Origin of the sequence: Paenisporosarcina sp. (assembly GCF_049671445.1) — a bacterium.
Taxonomy (GTDB): domain Bacteria; phylum Bacillota; class Bacilli; order Bacillales_A; family Planococcaceae; genus Paenisporosarcina.
In genome coordinates this window covers 1-21,244 of the sequence record NZ_JBATUX010000018.1, presented here as the reverse complement: position 1 = coordinate 21,244, position 21,244 = coordinate 1, and the positions used below count along the sequence as shown (strand labels likewise).

Below are 21,244 nucleotides of genomic sequence, written 5' to 3'. Positions count from 1 at the left end.
AATATTCAGTCACTTCAAGTCGTACTATTCCTACTAATCACTTCCTTCCTTTACAATTACTAATATGGTTAAATGAACATATATTTAGTTTGATAGAAAAGGAGAATTCCTGACGTGACTATTAACTTGATGACACTCTTTCCATCTCTCCATTTACTATCCGAATATCCAGCAAAATTAAATGAAGATGAATATACGTTCCACAATCCACAGACAAACACTTGGATTAGCATTCGAAAAACTGAAGTATCCAACCGAGAGTATGCTCTTCTCTCTTCCATCTACACGGAAATCAAATCCCGTTCTGCGATTAATGATTTAACTTCAACAAAATGGCTTCATTTTCTCGAATCTAGAGGTCTTTCTCCAATAAATGAAGAAGAGTCTGTTCGGATTATTCAACTATATTTCAAAGAAAACAATGTAAACGAAGCAGATTTAGCTGAAGCTTGCCAAGCTTTTTTTGGAGACTCCATGCAACTTCTATTTATCTCATCTCAAAGTGCCTATTTGATTGAAAAACAAACAACTTATATTTGCACTGTTGAAGATTTTTCTTCCTTTATTGCTGCACTGGAAAGCGATTTTTATAGTAAAGCGAAGCTGTACATCGGAAAATTCCAGACAGTTAATTCTCAGTTCCCCCAGCATTTTTCAACAGAGAAAGATTGGTTTCTCAATAGCATGGAGAACCACCGAGCTGAACGAATCTATACCATGGAGAATTCTTTTCCGTTTCATCTCATCAAGGAAATGTCTGAAGAGATGAAACATGTGCTTGTTAAAGAAATATTAATTCCCATTGATTATGATTTAGAACTTCTGCAGACGGTTCAGCTTTTTTTCGAAAATGGATTCAATGCATCTATTACAGCAAAGAAGCTCCATATTCATAGAAATACTCTTCAGTATCGTTTGGCTAAATTTCACAACATTACAGGAATCCCGGTGCGTCAATTTGATGGAGCACTAGTTGCTTATTGCGCAAGCTTAATTGGGGAGAAGTATTAATCCAACATGCACTAAGTGAAATGTTAAATATTGTGCACATCGTCCATACCCTCCCTCCACCCCTATTGTTAAGATACAAGTAATCATTTCAAAGGGGTGTTTGTATGAGTAAATTCGTGCTAGAAAACATAAACAAGGTCTATGACGGCAAGTACACCGCAGTCTCTGATTTCAACTTACATATAGAGGATCAAGAATTCATTGTTTTAGTAGGCCCATCAGGTTGCGGAAAATCAACGACTCTTCGCATGATTGCTGGACTTGAAGAAATCACATCTGGTGAATTTCGCATTGAAGGAAAAGTAGTCAATGACGTGGCTTCTAAAGATCGTGATATCGCCATGGTTTTCCAAAACTATGCTCTATATCCACACATGTCTGTCTACGAGAATATGGCATTCGGATTAAAACTTCGAAAATTTCCTAAAAAAGAGATTGATGACCGCGTTCAAAACGCTGCTGAGATTCTAGGTTTACAAAATTATTTAGAGAAGAAACCAAAAGCATTATCTGGCGGACAACGTCAACGAGTAGCTCTTGGACGTGCAATTGTACGTGATGCTAAACTCTTTTTAATGGATGAACCTTTATCAAACTTAGATGCAAAATTACGAGTGCAGATGCGTGCTGAAATTGCTAAATTGCATCTAAGATTAAAAACAACCACCGTATATGTGACACATGACCAAACAGAAGCTATGACGATGGCAACTCGCCTTGTCGTAATGAAAGATGGTTTCATCCAACAAATAGGATCTCCAAAAGAGGTTTATGAAAATCCCGATAATGTCTTTGTTGGGGGGTTCATTGGATCTCCTGCTATGAATTTCTTCGAAGGAAAACTAGTAGATGGTCACTTTACTATTGGCCAAGTTTCTCTGAAAGTTTCACAAGATAAACTCACTCTATTAGACGCTCAAGGATACAATGGGAAAGACCTTATTCTTGGTTTGAGACCTGAACATATATATGGTGATTTAGATGCTCTTGCTCGTTTCCCAGATACAACAATAGATTCGAAAGTAGAAGTATCTGAACTAACAGGTGCTGAGCTCATGTTGTATTCTTCTCTTGAAGGTCAACCATTTGTAGCCCGTATACATGCAGATGCTACAGCTGAACCTGAGACAGTGATGCCTCTTTCGTTTGATCTAACAAAAGCACATTTCTTCGATAAAGAAACAGAAAATCGTATTCGATAAAACATAAGCCCATTTTATCGGTGGGCTTTTTTCATGGTCAATATTCTATTCGGTTTAACCACCGAAAGTTTCTTCCATTCTCTTAATAGGATCATCTTTCATGTCTTGGCTCCAATGGAGTACTTGATTAGCATCTAATAATGCTTGCTGTAAATCTTCGTAAGGAATGTTTTGGACAGTAGTGTCATGTTGGATTGCTAGAACAGCGGCTATTCCCGCTGACTGTCCGAGAATCATAAACACTGGTTCCATACGGATTGAACCATACGCGATATGTGAACTCGATAAACAAACTGGAACAAGCAGATTGGTACATTCTTGTGAAGTTGGACGAATTGACCGATATGATATTTCAAAAGGCGATATCGCCACTTGAACATCTCCTTCATTGACACATCTTCCATCAATAACAACTCTGCGACAGTTATGGGAATCCATATGGAATGAAGCCAACCCGATAGAATCATCAACAAAAGATTGGTGCAAACAGTTACGATCTGTCATTACATAGTCGGAAATCATTCTTCTGGCTTCGCGAATATACAGCTGATGCGGCCAATGCCCCGTTTCCATAAACTCATCTTTCGGCAAGCCCCAGGCTACTACTTCTTCACGAATTGTAGGAGGTACGCGAGAATCATTTGCTAAAAAGTACAACATGCCTAGGTCATAGTTGAAATGATCCTGAAAAATCTCTTCGCGTCTTTCGTAGCTACCTTCAGGCCAGTCGTAGTTCATCCCTATGTAATCAGTAGAAATCGCACCATAGTTATTCAAATCTGATTTGCCATTTGGAAGCATTTTGTGAAGCTTCATTGCGTCCCATACACCCTCCTGGATATAGCGCAGTAGGAGACGATATCTTTCCGCATCATACTGCGGAGGTTTAGGAAATGGAATTCGATTCTCCTCATCCTTCGTCAAACAGATTCTGAAATTGTATGCTTGTATTCGATGGTCACCTTGTCCTTGATGTCCTAATTCCGACTTATCTTCTTCCGTTAGCCCAGGTAACAAGCCACTTTCAGATTGACCTTCTACTATATAAGGGTCAATCCATTTCTCGAATTTGTGATGTGGGGCTCCAAACTGAATTCCATTATAGATTTCATGATACGTAGAATTAGACTCTCGTCCCACATAATAAGAAATGCCTGCACGTGCTAAAACATCTCCTTCGTAGCTACAATCAATAAACACGTTTCCTTTATATCGAGTACCATCCTCCATAACAAGCTCCGTAATCTTTTGATCCACTTTCACGACTTCTTCTAGATGTTGATTCACATATACACAAATGTCGTATTGTTTAATCCATTGATTAAACACATACTGAGCAGCTTTAGGTTCAAATGTCCATTCCTTTTCTTTTCCGTAGTAAGCAGCAATTTCCTGATAAAATGTTCTCGACAAACCTCCAATTGCATCCTCTGCACCGAGATCTGTTGCACCTAAACCACTAGTTGTCATCCCGCCAATTTGTTGACTAAATTCAACAATAGCAACTGAAAGTCCTGACTTTTTAACTTGTACGGCTGCTGTTATACCTGCGGGTGTACCCCCATAAATAATAACGTCCTTTGCAATCGAAGATGGTTGTTCCAGCTTTAATGAAGGGACATAATAGTGGAGCTGACTATAATCCATTGAAAGACCTCCATTCTTTTATTCATGTGGTCAGTGAAGCTTCGACTCCCATTCTGCTAAATAGGTCTCAGAAAATGTTTTTACATAATAGACGTACACCAACATCATTTCGTTAGGTGTTAATGAAAAAAATTGGTCTTCATGATGGAGAGGTAATAGAGATTCTATCTGCGTCAAATCCAAGCTCGATACATAGTCTTGTATTTGACGTAAATCTTCTACAATCTGTGCTATATCGTTAGCTTTTTTTACCTTTTCGGGATCCACGACTCTCGCTGGAAAAAGAGGAACATTCCATTTCGTGTGTGCCGCAATAAGTTTTTCCAAGGTGCGAAGCATTTGATGAAACGATTCTCTCTCTTGATCAAACAAATCAAAGTATTCTTCCATTACGGTTTCGAAACTCTCACCCCAAGCCAACCTTAAGTAAACATAGTTGTTCATGTGATGAATCCATTTCCACGGATAGGTCCATTTTTGATCAGGATCATGCGGTTTCTTGTGAATAGGAACAATTAAATTCAAGACGCCAGAGACGCCGAGTTGTTTATACTCTTTCAAATCTTGTTCAATTCTGTTCATCAGCGGCGGGAACAGTTCACTTAACATAAAATGATCACTATAATATTCTAAGACCGTGAGCGTTCGACCTTTCTCTGCAATTCTAGTGCGCCAATCTTGTAATGTGTTGTACGCACGCTGTTGATTTGGTTCTTCGCTATGAATGCCAGTTGAATAATCTCTTCCCCAGTATGCATAGAGTCCATCGACTTGACTTGAAGCTTTTGTGCCATCTCGTTCAAGCATATTCCAAGCTAACCCTGCATTGTAGACGATATACTCTACTTCAATAGCCATCTTTTGCTTCACAAATGCTTCTCTCAATTTCTCAGTAAAACGAATATAATTCTGTAGAAATTCAACAGAAGTTTTCCGATCAACTCCGATATCTTCTGGCCACAAAGAAATCCTAGTCACTACTTCATTTTCCTGACAAATAGCTACGATTCGTTCAATTACTTGTTGTTGTAATGGAGAATGCTCCGAAAAGAATGTAAGGTTTTTCACAGGATGAGAATTCGATTCATTTTCTACAGGTATTAAACCACGCAATAAGTAGCTTAAACTATGACCGCCGAGAGTCACTTGAACTCCACGTTTTTTTAAAGCATCCGTAATATGCGGTTTCAACTCATCCCATAAAAAGAATGTGAAAAAGCACTCATTTTGGCCATTCTTCACTCCCCAATCAATGAGAGAATTAATATACGTCGGATTATTTATCGTCTCGATAATTGTTCCTCTTCTAGTAAACATCGGTTCGTGGATATAAAGATTTTCTGTAAGTGGAGGTTCACCATATTCTTCAGAATCCAACATGACAAAACGATAGCCAAATTGTTGTTTCATATAGGAATAGGCGCCGTATAAAAGAGCGCGTGGTTCATTTCCAATAATCCATGTATCTTTAGAAGAACGTACAATAGCGAATCCATCCTTTTGAATTAAAAGAATTTCTTTATGATTTTTAACTTTTTGATAGTCACTTGCTGTTATCAAGTTAATTCTCGGAAGTTGTTTCTTATGATTACTCCATTCGGATTGGAGCTGGGGGGACGCTTCGTAGCCTGCTTGTAATATGAGTCTCCTTAATTCTTCTACTGCAAATAAAATGGTCTCATCAGTTTGGCTGTAATGAATGTTATACACGTTAGTAGCACCTTCCCAACTAGAGGATTTTTTTCACACAGAATCAAGTTTTTTATCTCTACTATTTATTAAGCTCTGTAGTTTTGATTATTAAACTGAAAATGATTATAGTGAAAGGCGGCGACTCCGGAGGCAAACAAAGGAACGCCCGCGGTACGGGGCTGATTCCTTCTTTTTTATTGGCTATATTAACTGTTGCTGTTGATATTCCGCAAAACAGTTATGCTTTCCGCGGGCTTGCGCCGAACTAACTCGGACTTAACGTCCGAGTGGATTTCTGCACTTCGCTATTCCCGCTGGAGTCTTCACTGTTTTGCTACATATCACTAAATCGAAAGCTATCTCATATACTTTTTCACTAGAATGATTGTAGTAGAAGGCGCCGGGTAAGCGTGTCCAAACTAGACCTCGCAGTAAACGAGTTGGTCTCAACAACTCGTTTGCGACGAGTAACCGCAGGAGCACAAGTTTTTCACGCGAGGCTCCCGGACCGCCCGCGGAAAGCGTCTGCATGTAACGGAAATCATCAGTAGCGATTTATAAACAAATTGTCTTTCTTAATTTACTTGATTCATAAGCTGCCAGTGCTACTTCTAAAGACTTTAATCCATCAAAACCTGTAATTGATGGCGCTCGCCCTACTTTGACACAGTCAATAAAATCGAGGATTAAGCCAAAGTCCATATCATTACCGAAAAAATGATGTTCTAGCGATTTATCTTTGTTGGAAAATACTCGCAGATGTTCCGCAAAAGCATCGACTTTCACCGTTTGCTTCGTTCCGATAACTTCAATCGTCACGTCACCCCACATTGGATACTCAGCAAAACGTGACCAACTTGCATCGTGGGAAGCTATCACGCCATTGTTAAATTCAAGCGTCAAAAGTCCAGCATCATCAATTTCCACTTGATGGAAATACGAATCAACCATTGCATGAACTTCCGTTACTTCTTCATTTAATAACCATCGCATGATGTCGACCATATGAACGGTATGATCGAGGACAGCCCCGCCGCCTGATAGTTGTTCTTCGATAAACCATCCACCTGGGTTTTGTCCACGATTCGTTGTTCGAAAAGCGACAATTTCCCCTAACTCTCCGTGATCCACCATTTCTTTTATTTGTTGAATAGGTGAACTGAATCTTACAGGATAGGCAACCTGCAAAATAACTTGGTTGTCTTCGCATACCCGAATCATTTCTTCTGCATCCTTCAAATTTGTCGCAATTGGTTTTTCGCATAAAATATGTTTTTTCGCATTTGCCGCATTGATTACCATTTCCTTGTGACGACTATTCTCACTACAAATAATGACAGCATCCAAATCCAGTTTTAGAAATTCGGATTGATCACTGTAACAAGTAGTTTTATATACTTTCGCCAATTCACTTCTACGACCTTGATCTTCATCGAAAATTGCCACGAGTTCAACACCAGGAATTTGCATTATGCTATCTGCATAACTGTAGGCGTGCATATGTGCAAAGCTCATCATCCCTATTTTCATACAGAGACCCTCCCTTCTATCAATTCTCGAATAGCATGTAGACTCTTCAACATATTGTCATCCACTTTTCGTGCGGAGGCGATAATATCATCTACAGAGTAGCTTAATGGTAAACTCGTTTTACTTTCAGGTTGTATCGGCTTCATGTGGTCACTATTAAATTCGACAATCGATTTAATTCCACTTAACTCAAGCTCAATTCGCTCTTCATTAGCGACTGTATACTCAATATGTGACATGATCCCTTTTCCGAAATTCACCAGCATAATCATATGAAAAGAGCCTGATTGTCGTTTCGACTGTTTGATATGAACGGATTCAAGGCCTCCAAAAATAGAAGAGAGAACATATAAATCTGATAAGACGAGCGCCTGGTTTTCTTCAAGCATCGTTCGTCTAAAACGAAGTACCCCTTTCAATTGTTGTAGCTGCCCCATGAGTTTTTTGAACTTCTGGAAAAATGGATAGCTTTCTAAATCAAAATAAACGTAACAATCCACTGCTGAATTAAAAGTCATTAGAGACTTAGACGGAAGAAAAACACGATCAGTATGCTTAGTTACACTTCGGACATTATCTTCAGTAGCTTCCATTACAAAAGCGAAATTCTCGTCTTTATTCTCTTTTATTTCGTCAAAAGAGCTTATTGTTTCTTTATTCATTACCGTTTTTCGTTTGTCTAATTTGTCTAGACTTTCCACTAATACGATAGTCATCTTATCCAACCTCCTATCCCAATATATTTCTTAAGCGATTTACCGCTTCTTCATTTGCGAGCTTCGCATCATCATGACCTTCATATTCAATCGATAACCAACCGTCATAGTCTAATTCCTTTAGACCTTGAATGATTATATCGAGATTGACCAACCCGTCCCCTGGTACAGTACCGATCAGTTCCTTACCTTCTGTTGATCGAAAGCCTCGAAGTGATTCATGATCTTCTTTTTCACGAAAATCTTTGAAATGTACATGAACGATATCACCTTTTAAGCGATTAAATGCTTCTAAAGGAGATTCATGCACGAGTAAAAAGTTCCCGGTATCAAATGTACTTTTTACGAATGGACTGTTCACAGCTTGAATAATATGATCAATCATTTCGCTCTTCCCAGCTAATAACCCATGGTTTTCAATAGCTAATAGGATATTCTCTTGTTCCGCTCTTTCTACACAAAGTTTTAGGCTCTCAATAATCCATTCAGAACCATCATCAAATGTAATGTCACCATGGACATCCCCACAAAATACTCGAACTACCGGTGCCCCTAATTGTTTCGCAATGTGTATTCCATCTAAGACTTTTTCTACTTCTTTCATTCGTTCTTCAGGAGATTCTTTCACAAAATTATTGGAAACATCATATGCGGACACATGCAGACCCGTTTCATTTAAGACATGTTTAACTTTCTCGACTTCAGATTGTACATCTTCATCGTTCGGCCAATACATATCCAGCAACTCCACTCCGTCAAGAGAAATACTCTTGGCATAATGGATAAAATCAGCAATGGTCCAGTTTTCTTTTTTGATAGTGGAGGATAAGCTATACATACTTACACTAATTTTCATTTAATCACCTTCTCTTTACATGGAATCAATCAGGTATTTCATGATAAATGCCAGTTTTTTTTCTTCATGAAAGGGATTCGTTTCATGACTAAACTGCGGGTATACCTCTATCTTTTTGTCTTTAGACGATAGATGATGATAGGCTGCAAAGACGGTGGATGGTGGCGTTACGTCATCTTCGAGACCAATTTGCATTAATGTAGGAAAGGGAATGTCTCCACAAAAATGTACACAGTCAATGTATCCAAGCGTACGCATGGCGATTTCATATGTTTTATATTGGGGATCGGACACTTTAAAATAATTGACGATTTCCAGATAGGGACCCGCCGGAGCAATTTTGAGGGCACGTTCAAAATGCGCCAGAAAAGGATAATCAGCAATCACTGCATCCACATTTTGAACAAGCCCCGCCAAGCTAAGTGCCAATCCACCGCCTTGTGATGAGCCTGCTAAAGCGATTTTCGTATGGTTTACAGGAGAATCTTCGGAAACAATCCAATTGAATTGCATCCAAATATCCTTGTAAACATTCGTATAATAATAAGATTCCGAATTTAAAATTCCATCTAACATCCATCCCGGCGTCCTGCTTCCATTCGGATATCTTGCATGGTCAGGAGACTCTCCTTGACCACGCACATCAAATGCATAGACTGCGACTCCTAAGCTCGTCCATTTCAAGTAATCTATTGGTAGACCACGAGACCCAGTGTATCCATGGAAACTATGAATGACGGGACATGCCGTCACGTTTCTAGGTTTCACAAGAATCCCTTTCAAAATTGTACCGTCCCAACTCTCAAATGTAATATCCGCCACTTCAACACTTGGTACAGGATACTCCCTAAAACTAACCTCAACAGTCGGGCTCATATGTTCAATTGATTGAATTTGATTTTTCCAAAACGCATCAAAATCAGCGGGCTTCGTAGATAATGGTGGTCGATACATGTTTAATTCTTCTAGACTTAAATCACCTACACGTCTTCCCATTTCGATAATCCCCTATCGTTTTTCATAAAATTCTTGTGGCCATTCTAATTGAAAGCCATCTTCTCGGAGCTCATTTTGAAAGGTTTGCAATAGCTCCTTACTTTCACGAACTTCTTTTGGTGATGCTTCTGTTTTTATACAAAAAGCCACTAGTGCTCCACAGGCTTCTCCAATATTCCATTCAGTCGGATGGAGGCGATAGCAACCATTAGTAATATGTGTGGTGCCTATATTTTTACATCCTGCTAATAAATTTTCCGCATCTTTTGGAATTAGAGCGCCCAACGGAATATGATACGGCAATGCCGGAATATCTAAATACGTTTTACCTGCCATACTCGGATGTAAATCGATACTATAAGAACCAAGACCAACCCGATCTTCGTAAAACTTGCCTGTTCGAGCCTCATTAAATTCTGGTGAGACATCTTGCTCTACAACTGTATATTCGGCATTAATTCGTCTGGACTCTCGAATATAGGCAGCCTTCGCTAACCCATCTTCTGTTTGAAACACATCTTTTCGAAGCTTCAGTCCCGGGTAACCTTTTCCACCGTCAGGTCTTGGCGCTTCTGTTTGTAGCCAATAGAAAAGGGATAAACTCAGTTGTTTGGCTTGATACAAATGCTTTTTCTTGTCTTGCTCAGAAACATCATAAATATTGCCTAAGAAGTAATCGCTTTGCGGCCAATTCATAAGGCTAAGATCTCCTGCATATACCCATGAATTGAACTGCTCACAATCAAAAATGCGTCGGTAATCCCAAAGGGGAAATCCAGTTTCTTGACGGAAAAGCGTATATTCCCGCTTCTCTTTTGTAATAGGATGAGGTGCATAAAAACTTAAATACTTATCCGGCCAAATCGATGGATGAAAATCTCGCCAAAAGATGTACATTTCAGGCTCTTCGATTGTGTGATCCTCATGTTCTCGATATTCCATGGCTAGCACGTGCGTGATTGCCTGGATATCTTGAGGGTCCGCAACTTCTAACGCATGTGGTTCATTCGTATCGCTCTTTGCTTCAGCCCCTACTACATACTCAAGTTCTGCTAGCGGAAGAACGTCGCCAGCTTCCGTTGCATCAATAAAATAACACGCCGTCATTCTTGTTTCTTTATTTGCGGTCAAGTTATGGATTAACGCGCTATGAAGGGTTCTACCTTCTCGCTTTATTTCACTAACTACAGTATTTAACTTGATGGTTAATTGTCCTGTTAAGACATAGGGCATGAGCATGTCTTGTAAAACATGCAGACTAACTCGTGGATCATGACAAATATTGCTGACCAGACCATTGCCTGGATTAAAAAGCGACTTCTTGTCGTTAACATTCATGTTCTCTAAATACCATTGCCGAACTTTTTCTCGATATTCCCGATATCGTCTAGTTGACCCAAAATTCTCAATCCACTGATGCTCATCGGGGGGTACACCTTGAGAAGTGACTTGGCCACCAATCCAATCCGTTTCTTCCGTCATGACAACTTGTAACCCGTTTGCACATGCTGATAATGCTGCAGCACAACCTCCAAGACCTCCACCTGCAATAAATAAATCTGTATGAGTTGTTTCCATTTATAAATAAACCTCTTTGTTTGTTTTCGCAGATTCATAAATGGCACATAACATCTTCATGACCTCAACACCATCTGCAACAGGAGCCAAAGGTTCTTTTCCTTCTATACAGCATTCTACGAAATGATTAATTTCGTTTGTGAAGGCTTGTTCAAAATCAAAACTTAAGTTGTCCACTTGAGGCGTAACATTTAATATCGTATTGTTTTTCTCCGTAACCATCACTAACTCTGGCTCAATTTCTGCTCCGCCTTTATCCCCAAACAATTTCACATACAATTCGTCCTCTTTTGCTTGAAGTGTAAAGCTTACATCAACGTATAAGGAAGCTCCGTTTTCGAAGCGAATAAGAGCGTTAGCCAAATCTTCCACATCATTTAGAGAAGCATCATAATCTGCTGCCTTATAGAAAGATAGGTTTTCAATATTGTTACGATTGCCTAGTTTTGAATACGTGTTTCCACTAACGGATACTGGTCGCGGTTTCCCCATCATGTACCAACAAATATCAATCATGTGTACACCTAAATCCATCAACGGACCCCCGCCTGATTTGGATTGATTGCTAAACCATCCACCGGGATTACCAAGTCTTCTTAGACAGGTCGCTTTTGCATAATAAATATGGCCTAACTCATCTTGATCAATAAACTTTTTTAACAGCTTCGTATTGGTGCCGTGACGTCTTACAAATCCAATTTGAAGTATTTTACCGGATCGTTTTACAGCTTCTTCGACAGCCAATGCTTCCTCTACCGATATACTTAATGGTTTTTCAACTAAGACATGCTTTCCTGCATCAAGTGCAGCAATCGCAATTTCCGCATGTGTATTGTTCCATGTGCAAATACTTATGGCATCGATATCAGGATTTTGCATCATTTCTTTATAATTAAGGTATAGATGACTAACTCCATACCGTTCACCTGCTTTTTTTAATCGTTGCTCGTTACTGTCACACATTGCTACTAATTCGACAGCTTCGTTTTTTAAATAAGGTTTAATATGAAACTCTGAAATCGAGCCCCCACCTATCACACCAACTTTTAACATCTCTCCAGCCCCCTATTGCTAAATTTCAGTTATAACGAAAAATTTTCGTGAGTGATTGTGACATATTCGTTTTCAACTCTTCATAAGCGGAAGGTGCTTCATCAAAATCGACCTCATCGCTTAAAAATGACTGAACATCAATTCGCTTGTCATGTACCAATCGAATGTATTCTTTAACATTTCTACCTTCTGTCCATCTGATATAGCCATATGGATAATCTGTTGCCTGCTTTTCGTAGAGCGGATCATAACGTCCTGGTCCACCGGCTCGCGAAATCAGAATTTGAGCTTCTTTCGCAAACATTAGATTGCGAGGAAAATCGGGTTCAATATCACCAACGATCACCACTCTCCCTTGATTTCGAATCCAGTTTAGACACTGCTGAGTAAGTGGCGATTTTTCCCCTCCGGCACATAATAGAACTGCATCTGCACCTTGGCCATTTGTCGCTTTTTTCACTTCACTTTCCATGTCTGAAAGCTGTGTGAATGCAGAAATGGCATCTTCTTGCAACAAGGCGATTCGCTCCGGCAGAAGATCAAAGGCAATCACGTTATAGGCAGCTGCATTGGCAATTTTCGCAATCATTTGACCTAATAAACCCAATCCTACAATTACAACCGTTTCTCCGAATTGAAGTTTGGCTACTCGCAATGCATGAATCGCAATGGCTCCGATACCTGCAAGAGCTGCTTCCTTAGGATTAACACTGTCTGGAACTTTTGCACATAATGTGGATGGTACGGCCAAGTACTCTGAATGGCCAACATAAGGTGCTCCGTAGCAAGCCACTATATCACCAACTTGGTAATCAGTTATTTGTTCACCACACTCTTCTACTACTCCGACAGCACTATATCCCAGTGGAATATCATGATCACCACTTATGGAAATTAAGGTATTCTCGGTTCCTGGAGAAACAGCTGAGTAAAGAGTCTTAATCAGTAAGTATGATGGTTTTATTTCTGGGTTTTCGTAGTCCTTAATATGAGCTACTTGATTACATGCAACTATTGACTTCATTTAGTTCGCTCCTAACTAGTTAAACCATTTTTCTAAATTCTCTTTTACAAATTCGTCGTCGTTCAGATGCGGGTATGCCGCATATACACGATCAATTTCTTCACTTTGGTTGGGACTTAATTTTTCCTTATCTAACAAACACCAATTCCCTTGAAGAATTCCTTGTCTTGCCAATACTTCGTTAATACCTGCTATACTTCCTTTAAATTGGTTATTTGGATCGAAAAATGCGGCATTTGCATCGGTGATTTCTTGTCCGAGTGTTAATAACTCACTCGGAATTTCACCATGTGTTAAAGTCTCTTTTACTGTCTGGAAAATATCTACTGTTGTTTTCGTCCACACCGACCAATGTCCGAGTAACCCTCCGATAATTCGCTTTTCCACCTTTTTCCCATCCACATCAATTCGATAAGTCGTTAATAAATCATTGATGATGTTATCGTCATTTCCTGTATAAATAGCGATGTCTTCATTTCGACTTGAGTGACATACCGCTCGAATAACATCAAAGGTTTGATAGCGATTGAAAGGAGCCACTTTTATGGCGTGAACGTTTGGAATTTCAGCAATCTGCTTCCAAAAACCAAATGAAAGGATGCGCCCTCCAACTGCAGGCTGTAAATAAAAGCCGATAACCGGTATGATTTCCGCAATTTTCTTAGTACGAGTAATTAACTCTTCTTCCGTAGAGTCTTGTAATCCCCCCATACTTAACAAACCAAGATCATATCCTATTTCCTGTAAAAACCTTGCTTCTTTGATTGCTTGCTCAAGTGGACCACTGATTCCTCCAATTTTGATAAAAGACTCCGGTACCTGAGCGTTTTTCATTTCTTCCATGGCTAATGACAATACTTTTTCATATAAATTAAATTGAGGATCGCGTATTTCGAATTGAGTCGTATGGACACCAACCGCAACTCCACCAACTCCAGCAGCGATATAATACCTTGTTAATGCTCGTTGCCCTTTTTCATCAAGCTGGCGATTCTCCGTCAGCGCTAAAGGGTGGGCAGGGATAACTGTTCCTTCAAGTAAGTGTTTTTTCACTTCCGGGTTTAACATTTAATACGCTCCTTTACGCTCTTGGAAATGGGTGGGTTTGTTATACGTATCCCCTTTATTTAGTAACCATTCCGCTGTCATATCGAGCATCTGTTGGAGAGTCACCTTCGGATACCCAAACATTTGATGTGACTTTGTCGCATTATTTAACAAGGATGTTGGTTGTTCTTCATTAACAAACTGAGGGAACTTATCAAACCGTTTGCCGAATTCCTCTGCTAACCATCGAACGGAAAGTGTCTCTGGACCCGTCACATTTAAGATTTTCGGAGGAGTTTGACAATGCATTAATGAACGTAGTGCATATTCATTCGCATCGCCCTGCCAAATTACATTCACGCTGCCCATTGTAAGATCAATTGGATTACCAGCTAATACTTGTTTAGCAATTTCAAGTAACACGCCATATCTCATGTCAATCGCATAATTTAAGCGGAACAGTACCGTGGGTGTATTATTCGTTACTGCAAAATTCGTCAGTACACGTTCTCTGCCTAAACAAGACTGTGCATATTCACCGATAGGTCCTGGACTAGTGTCTTCCGAACAATTACCGTTAACGACATTTGTCAATGGGTATACATTTCCTGAGGAAAAAGCCACAATGCGAGAATTCTTATACTTTTCAGCAACTCTTCCTGGCAGATAAGCATTCATCGCCCATGTAAAATGTTCATTCCCCGATGTGCCAAACTTATTTCCTGCCATAAAAATGACGTTTTTGACGTCAGGCAAGGTCTGTAATTCTTCATCTTTCAAAAGATCTACTGCTATCGTTTCGATACCAAAGTCCTCTAATTCTTGTTTTAAAGTACCCGATGAGAAACGAGAAGCACCAATCACCTTTTTCGTAATGCCTGCTTCATGAATAGCTCTTTTGGCCATTTTCGCTAATGTTGGACCCATTTTCCCACCAACACCAAGAATCAATAAATCGCCATCGATAGTTTTCATGTCTTCAACTAACTGTGTTGAGGGCCTCGTCATAAATTCTTCTAACTCTTCAAGAGTTCTCATGTTCTTCACTCCAAGTGATGTATTTTTATCGTTATTAACCCATTTATTAAAAGAAATGTCCTAATAGTGTCCTTAAATAAGTAAAAGTAGATTAAGCCGAAAGACATTGGAATCATTAATGTTTTGACATATTTGAATTTTCTAACTATGATGAATTCAATATCACATTAAAAGACATTACCTACATGCTATGAATTTAAGGGGGCAAGACCATTGGCAGATATGCAAGATACGTCAGAAATTAAAATCGGTATCATAGGGCCCAAGGAATTAGTCGATCAAACAAGGGAAACCTTAAAAATTTTCCCAAACTTCAATCCAGTTTTTCGTATTACGACTCCCACCAGTCAAATCGATCAAGTTGCAAAAGAATTAATTAGTGAAGTCGAAGTTTTAATGATTACAGAGTATCACTCTTACAACTTCGTCAAACAAAACATAGATTTCAAGATTCCTGTACACCATATGCCACTCATGGGAACCGGTCTTTACCGTTCATTATTTCTCATTAAAATTGCAAATAATTTAAGTTCCTTATCTTTTGATACGTTTGATGAAAAATATGTGGAACAAATACTAGATGAGTTGGATGAACATTCACAACATGAACTTTTCGTCTACAAAAGCAGTTCTTCTCGAATTGATATCACTGAGATTGTTCAGTTTCACCTTAACAACTATAGAGATCATCAAGCAGTTGCCCTTACTGGAATTCAAGAAGTTTCGAATCAACTAACGCTACTTAACATTCCTGTACAATGGGTGACCCCAACTCAACAGGATATGATTGTTTCGTTAGAACGGGCACTTCTAGCTACCACCACGAGAAGAAACAAAGAGTCTCAAATCGTCTTTGGGTTGATTAACATCGATAATTATAAAAGTGTAAGCGTCAAATATTCCTCTGAACATGACGTGCAATTATTAACACTACGCCTTCAACAAATGTTGCTCGAATACACCAAGATGCTAGATGGACATCTTATCAATTTAGGAGGCTCTGAATATTCATTCATTACCACTCGTGGTATTTTTGAACGTGAGACACGAGGATATAAATTCATCCCTTTACTGCAAGATGTTAGAACTCAGCTAGGCTTTTCGATTAGTCTTGGAATCGGCTTTGGGCGCACCGCGGCAGAGTCAGGAAATCATGCTCGGTTAGCGTTGCGTCAATCGATTGATTCAGGAGGAAACGTCTGCTACATAGTTCGTGAAGATCAAAGTGTCATAGGACCGGTCGATATCACATCACATAAGCAATATGAAATTTACAATTTAGCGATTACGGATCCTAAGCTACTGGACCGAGCAGAAAAAGCTGGAATGTCAGCATCCTACATGACGAAACTGATGGCTCGAGTGTCACGACATAAGAAGATTGAGTATACAGCTCAAGACTTAGCTACAACGCTTAATATCACACTGCGAAGTGCCAACCGAATTTTATTAAAATGGACAGATGCAGAGTTAGTTGAAATTATCGGTGAAGAAAAAGTCACGCATAAAGGTAGACCTCGTCGTATCTATCGTTTGAGTTTTATAGATTGATAGTTAGATCATAATATTTCGAGGCCGATTGAATGTCTAGTAAGTTAATCATCGGCCTTTTATTTGTTATCAGATTATAAATTAATCGGTTTCCCTACTTTTCCACTTTCATGAGCTGCTTCAATGAAACGGATAATTTCTTTGGTTTCACTTAACGGAACATTTGAATTTCCGCTATGAAAGAAATGAATGATTTGCTCAAGTAAGCTTGCGTAAAAGGGTTTATCTTGAGAGTTAATCGTCACATATTCACTTCCTTCTTCAAAATGAATGAGTGCCCCAAACTGATTATTGCCTTTTCGGTTGCCTCTGATTGTTCCTAAGCGTCCATCATTCCAGTAACCCGTTAAAATATCATGATGCTCATTTGAAATTGTAGAAACTGATTTTACACCTGGACCTAGTATGGCGAATAGCATTTCTGCCATGTGAATCCCGTACCAAAAATACCCTTGCTGTTGATCAATTATTTCAAGGGGACCGAAGCAATCAGCTCCAATAATCCGCCTATTGTTATGTTCCTGAAGAACCTTTGTTATACTCTCCGCATAACGCAGTGCCGAAGAACTCATAACCGGAGTTCCAAATTCTTCAGCTAGCTTCACCATTTCAGCCGCTACTTCCGAGCTTAAAGTAAATGGTTTATCGATAAAAATAGGTTTTTTAAATGCGGCTATTTTCTTAAGTTCTTCGAAATGAACCGATCCATCGACAGATTCTAATAAAATTGCATCACTTTCCTCTGCCACTTCTTCCATCGACTGAACAATCTTGATGTTAAAATTCTCTTTTAACTCTAGAGTGAATTTCTCCAATCTAGATTTACTCAGTTCAAAACTTGGAGAACCCCCTTGAAAGGCTACTACTACTTTTCCACCTTTTACATGAAAGGGATGATTCTTATCATTCAACAATTTGGTAAAGGCAACAACATGTGATGTATCGAGTCCGATGATTCCAATGTTCAAATCAGTAATGACTTAATCCCCTCTTTCTATTTCTTAGGCTCAGTTAAACGATATTGTTGATTTGGTTCCAACTCACTTTCATATTTCGAAGCTAGCAAAGCAATGCAGAAATCCACTCAGACATTAAGTCCAAGTTAGTTCGGCGTAAGCCCGCGGAAAGCGAAACTGTTTTGCGGAATACCAACAGCACTATATAACAAAGCCTTTCCTTAAGTAACCAAAGATTATTTCAAGCCAGACATTTGAATTCCTTCTGTAAAGTAACGTTGGAAGAACAAGAAAATCAAGAAAGTAGGGATAAAGGAAACCACTGATCCAGCCATTTCAATTCCAAAGTTCCCCTCCTTACCTAAGATGGATGCAAGCCCTAAAGTTATAGGGAACATTTTCTCCTGAGTTAAATAAATCAAAGGTTGGAATAAGTCATTCCAGTTTGATATAAAGGAGAACGTTCCAACGGTTGCGACAACTGGGATAGACAGTGGCAAAATGATTTTAAAGAATATTTGAATGTCACTAGCACCATCAATTAATGCAGCTTCTTCTAAATCATTTGGAATACTTTGAAGGAATTGTCGAACTAAAAACACACCCATAATACCCCATAGCTCTGGAATTATAAGAGCCCAGTAGGTGTTGATCCATCCGAAGTCTGAAAACATTATGTACTTAGGAATAATCAATAATTGTTGAGGAATCATAATGACTCCCATGAAAATCCAAAAGATTAATTCACGGCCAACAAATTGCTTCTTCGCGAAAATGTAGCCTAATACTGCGCAAAAGAGCATTTGACTGACAACAGGAATAACAGTTATTACAACAGAATTCCATATCCACCTTAAGAATAAGCCGTCTCTCATAATGTACAGATAGTTACTGACAGTTGGTTCATCAGGTATCCAGAACAATGGATCTAACTGAGTGAATTCTAAATCTTTAAAAGAACCCAGAAACATGATGACAAATGGCATTAGGAAGGCAAATCCCAATATGAATAACGAGAAATATGCGATTATTTTTTTCATAATCTTATATTCTCCTTTCTTAAAAATACGACAATTAATAAATATTCGAGTCCTTCCCTAGGTACTTCCTTTGCACAAGAGAAATAGCGAGGATGATAAAAAATAAAACATACGATAATACAGCAGCATAGCTCAAGTTAAGACTATTAAAACCTTGTTGATATAAATAGTAAACAATCGTCGTTGTAGCGTAGTTTGGTCCTCCACCAGTCAATAAGTAGGCAGAGTCGAAAATTTGAAACGAACCGATTGTGGTTGTGATTAATACATAAAAGTGGATAGGTTTTAACAAAGGAAACGTAATGGTCCAAAAAATCCGAAATGTTGAAGCTCCATCCATCTGTGCTGCTTCATACAAATTTTTGTCAATCGATTGCAGCCCTGCAAAATAGTAAATCATCGTGCTTCCTGCAACCTTGAATACACTTAAACCAGCCAGAACAGCCAAGGCTTGACTGGAATTCGATAAGAATAATTGTGGTTCAATTCCAATAAAGCTAAGGATAAAGTTAATCATCCCTTCCTCTGTCCCTCTAAATAACCATCCCCATATACCCGCGATAATGACAAAGGAAGTGACAACTGGTAAAAAGAATACCCCTTTAAAGAAACGTGCTCCACGAACACCTGAATTAATAATCAGTGCGAGAATTAAACCTAGCGCCATTGTTGGTGCAATGTAATAGATAGAGAATTTCACGGTATTCCATATGGCTTTCCACGCTAGTGAATCGCTGAGAAAATACTTCCAATTTTCGAGACCAACAAATACGGGATCACCAATGATTTTCCAGTCCATAAACGTCAAATAAAAGCTTAATAGAAATGGATAGACTTGAAAAATAGCGAAGTGGATAAGAACTGGGATTAATACGAGATAAACGATGGAATTACGATTCCATTCTTTTTTAAGCCTTATACTAAGAGGCGGTTTCCTTGTCTTGGTAGTCAGTGCTTTGCTCACCGGAACCACCCTTCCCTGTGTATATTGAAATAAGAGAGAGCTTGATCTAACTCAGATCAAACTCTCCAATACTTTTTACTGAACTTTTGCTTTAATCGCCTCTGCAGCTGCATCCGCTGCTTCTTTTGGTGTTTTCTTACCTTCCATCATTGTTTGAAGTTCAGCTTGGATTAAAGGCATGATTGTGCGACCTTCAGGATGAATAACACCTGGTAAAGCATACTGAGTATAGGATGCAAGTTGAGCCAAATATTTCTGGTCGTCAAAAATATCTTTAGCTGATTCACGAGTCGGGATATATTGAGTAACGGTATTAAACTTGCGTTGACTTTCAGTGTTCGTCATGAATTTAATAAATTCTGCCGATGCATCTGGATTATCCGTATTGATTGGTGCTACGAACATACCAGTTGTTCCGTATGATATTTGCTCTTTATTTTTTAATGGTGGAGCAATGACAAATTCAAATATATCCTTATTCAGCATTCCACTCACAGAAATCCCTGAACCTGTGACAGCTAACATTTTCCCGCTATCCCATATTTCATCGTGGTGCATAGCAGTAATTGAATCTTTTGGAACCCATCCTTTTTTATACATATTGTTTATGAATTCGAAAGCTTCAACACCAGCTTCATTGTTAATCAATACTTCACCATCTTCAGTTAAAACTTCTCCACCAGCCTGCCATAAGAATGGATATAACGTTCCATTCATTGAACCTCCACCTTGGAAGCTTGTTGCATAAAATCCTTTTGCTTTCGCTTTAGCTGCCCACTCCTCAAACTCATCCCAAGTTGCAGGTAATTTAGTTGGATCTTCGCCGATCGCTTTTACAACGTCAACATTATAAAAAAGTGTATCTACTGATTGTAGAACTGGTAAACCATATACTTTATCTTTCCAAGTTGTTGAAAGTAATGCTGACTCAACGAAATCATCCATATCGTTATCTTCTAAGTAAGGCGTCAATTCTAAAAGCATTCCAGCATCTGCATATTGTGGCATTTGGTCTGGAATAACGTAAAATACGTCTGGACCATTGTTAGCAGCAAGTGCCGTCAATACTTTTTGGTCACGGTTTGCCCATGGAATTTGTTCAAAGTTAACTTTAACTCCCGATTCTTTTTCATAGCTTGAGATAATTTCTTTCCACATAACGCCTTCAATTTCTTGATCACCTGTGAAAGGATGTGCCCAAACAGTGATTTCTCCCTTGTTACCATCTTTTTTGTCGCTAGATACTGGAGTCATATCTTCTTGACAGCCTACTAAAAGTACAGCACATAGGAAAAGCATGAATAAAGACCAATATTTTTTCAACATTATTATCCCCCTTATGA

The 21,244-nt window shown here is 38.9% G+C and carries 19 protein-coding genes; 4 read left to right on the top strand and 15 right to left on the bottom strand.

The window, feature by feature from the left end:
* Positions 1-114: 114 nt before the first annotated feature.
* Both WBG45_RS01675 and WBG45_RS01670 read left to right on the top strand, forming a co-directional pair.
* The gene (locus WBG45_RS01675; RefSeq protein WP_424412060.1) at positions 115-1,011 is read left to right on the top strand and encodes a PucR family transcriptional regulator; all 897 of its coding nucleotides are present in this window, start codon (positions 115-117) and stop codon (positions 1,009-1,011) included.
* 104 nt (positions 1,012-1,115) lie between these two features.
* Positions 1,116-2,213: an ABC transporter ATP-binding protein gene (locus WBG45_RS01670; RefSeq protein ID WP_424412059.1), complete on the top strand. Its 1,098-nt coding sequence runs from the start codon at positions 1,116-1,118 to the stop codon at positions 2,211-2,213.
* Between the two features lie 54 nt (positions 2,214-2,267).
* Here the strand turns inward: WBG45_RS01670 and WBG45_RS01665 are convergent, their stop codons facing one another.
* Positions 2,268-3,860 (bottom strand): FAD-dependent oxidoreductase, encoded by a 1,593-nt coding sequence (locus WBG45_RS01665; RefSeq protein WP_424412058.1) that lies wholly within the window; start codon positions 3,858-3,860, stop codon positions 2,268-2,270.
* Positions 3,861-3,890: 30 nt separating this feature from the next.
* Complete coding sequence (locus WBG45_RS01660) at positions 3,891-5,570, bottom strand: alpha-glucuronidase family glycosyl hydrolase (protein ID WP_424412057.1); 1,680 nt, start codon at positions 5,568-5,570, stop codon at positions 3,891-3,893.
* An 83-nt stretch (positions 5,571-5,653) separates the two neighbouring features.
* Here WBG45_RS01660 and WBG45_RS01655 point away from each other — a divergent pair, with 83 nt between their 5' ends.
* The gene (locus WBG45_RS01655) at positions 5,654-5,821 is read left to right on the top strand and encodes a hypothetical protein (protein ID WP_424412056.1); all 168 of its coding nucleotides are present in this window, start codon (positions 5,654-5,656) and stop codon (positions 5,819-5,821) included.
* Between the two features lie 286 nt (positions 5,822-6,107).
* Here the strand turns inward: WBG45_RS01655 and WBG45_RS01650 are convergent, their stop codons facing one another.
* From WBG45_RS01650 to WBG45_RS01610, 9 genes are read right to left on the bottom strand one after another with little or no spacing between them, the layout of a single operon-like run.
* A complete protein-coding gene (locus tag WBG45_RS01650; RefSeq protein ID WP_424412055.1) occupies positions 6,108-7,082 on the bottom strand; it encodes a Gfo/Idh/MocA family protein in 975 nt (324 codons plus the stop codon).
* Positions 7,079-7,798 carry a hypothetical protein gene (locus tag WBG45_RS01645; RefSeq protein WP_424412054.1) on the bottom strand — a complete coding sequence of 240 codons (720 nt, stop codon included), beginning with the start codon at positions 7,796-7,798 and terminating at the stop codon, positions 7,079-7,081. Before WBG45_RS01645 ends, WBG45_RS01650 begins: the two co-directional genes overlap by 4 nt.
* A gap of 13 nt (positions 7,799-7,811) precedes the next feature.
* Entirely contained in the window at positions 7,812-8,654 is an 843-nt protein-coding gene (locus WBG45_RS01640) for a sugar phosphate isomerase/epimerase family protein (RefSeq protein WP_424412053.1), read from the bottom strand.
* Positions 8,655-8,669: 15 nt separating this feature from the next.
* A complete protein-coding gene (locus tag WBG45_RS01635; protein ID WP_424412052.1) occupies positions 8,670-9,650 on the bottom strand; it encodes an acetylxylan esterase in 981 nt (326 codons plus the stop codon).
* A 12-nt stretch (positions 9,651-9,662) separates the two neighbouring features.
* Positions 9,663-11,228, bottom strand: coding sequence for an FAD-dependent oxidoreductase (locus WBG45_RS01630; protein WP_424412051.1), 1,566 nt, complete (start codon positions 11,226-11,228; stop codon positions 9,663-9,665).
* Positions 11,229-12,281, bottom strand: coding sequence for a Gfo/Idh/MocA family protein (locus WBG45_RS01625; RefSeq protein WP_424412050.1), 1,053 nt, complete (start codon positions 12,279-12,281; stop codon positions 11,229-11,231).
* A gap of 25 nt (positions 12,282-12,306) precedes the next feature.
* Complete coding sequence (locus WBG45_RS01620; RefSeq protein WP_424412049.1) at positions 12,307-13,305, bottom strand: zinc-dependent alcohol dehydrogenase; 999 nt, start codon at positions 13,303-13,305, stop codon at positions 12,307-12,309.
* Positions 13,306-13,320: 15 nt separating this feature from the next.
* Entirely contained in the window at positions 13,321-14,373 is a 1,053-nt protein-coding gene (locus tag WBG45_RS01615; protein ID WP_424412048.1) for a dihydrodipicolinate synthase family protein, read from the bottom strand.
* On the bottom strand, positions 14,374-15,390 hold the full coding sequence (locus WBG45_RS01610; RefSeq protein WP_424412047.1) for an NAD-dependent epimerase/dehydratase family protein: 1,017 nt from the start codon (positions 15,388-15,390) through the stop codon (positions 14,374-14,376).
* Between the two features lie 222 nt (positions 15,391-15,612).
* Here WBG45_RS01610 and WBG45_RS01605 point away from each other — a divergent pair, with 222 nt between their 5' ends.
* On the top strand, positions 15,613-16,941 hold the full coding sequence (locus WBG45_RS01605; RefSeq protein ID WP_424412108.1) for a hypothetical protein: 1,329 nt from the start codon (positions 15,613-15,615) through the stop codon (positions 16,939-16,941).
* Positions 16,942-17,015: 74 nt separating this feature from the next.
* Here the strand turns inward: WBG45_RS01605 and WBG45_RS01600 are convergent, their stop codons facing one another.
* From WBG45_RS01600 to WBG45_RS01585, 4 genes are all read right to left on the bottom strand, one after another.
* Positions 17,016-17,909: a Gfo/Idh/MocA family protein gene (locus WBG45_RS01600; RefSeq protein ID WP_424412046.1), complete on the bottom strand. Its 894-nt coding sequence runs from the start codon at positions 17,907-17,909 to the stop codon at positions 17,016-17,018.
* 224 nt (positions 17,910-18,133) lie between these two features.
* On the bottom strand, positions 18,134-18,937 hold the full coding sequence (locus WBG45_RS01595) for a carbohydrate ABC transporter permease (protein ID WP_424412045.1): 804 nt from the start codon (positions 18,935-18,937) through the stop codon (positions 18,134-18,136).
* Positions 18,938-18,971: 34 nt separating this feature from the next.
* Complete coding sequence (locus tag WBG45_RS01590; RefSeq protein WP_424412044.1) at positions 18,972-19,901, bottom strand: carbohydrate ABC transporter permease; 930 nt, start codon at positions 19,899-19,901, stop codon at positions 18,972-18,974.
* Between the two features lie 75 nt (positions 19,902-19,976).
* On the bottom strand, positions 19,977-21,227 hold the full coding sequence (locus WBG45_RS01585) for a sugar ABC transporter substrate-binding protein (RefSeq protein ID WP_424412043.1): 1,251 nt from the start codon (positions 21,225-21,227) through the stop codon (positions 19,977-19,979).
* Positions 21,228-21,244 lie beyond the last annotated feature (17 nt).

Excerpts from the sequence above, each read along its gene's own strand:
- WBG45_RS01635 (WP_424412052.1), bottom strand. The coding sequence starts at position 9,650 with ATGGGAAGACGTGTAGGTGATTTAAGTCTAGAAGAATTAAACATGTAT.
- WBG45_RS01670 (WP_424412059.1), top strand. The coding sequence starts at position 1,116 with ATGAGTAAATTCGTGCTAGAAAACATAAACAAGGTCTATGACGGCAAG.
- WBG45_RS01605 (WP_424412108.1), top strand. The coding sequence starts at position 15,613 with ATGCAAGATACGTCAGAAATTAAAATCGGTATCATAGGGCCCAAGGAA.
- WBG45_RS01645 (WP_424412054.1), bottom strand. The coding sequence starts at position 7,798 with ATGACTATCGTATTAGTGGAAAGTCTAGACAAATTAGACAAACGAAAA.
- WBG45_RS01665 (WP_424412058.1), bottom strand. The coding sequence starts at position 3,860 with ATGGATTATAGTCAGCTCCACTATTATGTCCCTTCATTAAAGCTGGAA.
- WBG45_RS01595 (WP_424412045.1), bottom strand. The coding sequence starts at position 18,937 with ATGAAAAAAATAATCGCATATTTCTCGTTATTCATATTGGGATTTGCC.
- WBG45_RS01585 (WP_424412043.1), bottom strand. The coding sequence starts at position 21,227 with ATGTTGAAAAAATATTGGTCTTTATTCATGCTTTTCCTATGTGCTGTA.
- WBG45_RS01610 (WP_424412047.1), bottom strand. The coding sequence starts at position 15,390 with ATGAGAACTCTTGAAGAGTTAGAAGAATTTATGACGAGGCCCTCAACA.
- WBG45_RS01640 (WP_424412053.1), bottom strand. The coding sequence starts at position 8,654 with ATGAAAATTAGTGTAAGTATGTATAGCTTATCCTCCACTATCAAAAAA.
- WBG45_RS01615 (WP_424412048.1), bottom strand. The coding sequence starts at position 14,373 with ATGTTAAACCCGGAAGTGAAAAAACACTTACTTGAAGGAACAGTTATC.
- WBG45_RS01620 (WP_424412049.1), bottom strand. The coding sequence starts at position 13,305 with ATGAAGTCAATAGTTGCATGTAATCAAGTAGCTCATATTAAGGACTAC.
- WBG45_RS01625 (WP_424412050.1), bottom strand. The coding sequence starts at position 12,281 with ATGTTAAAAGTTGGTGTGATAGGTGGGGGCTCGATTTCAGAGTTTCAT.
- WBG45_RS01650 (WP_424412055.1), bottom strand. The coding sequence starts at position 7,082 with ATGAAAATAGGGATGATGAGCTTTGCACATATGCACGCCTACAGTTAT.
- WBG45_RS01630 (WP_424412051.1), bottom strand. The coding sequence starts at position 11,228 with ATGGAAACAACTCATACAGATTTATTTATTGCAGGTGGAGGTCTTGGA.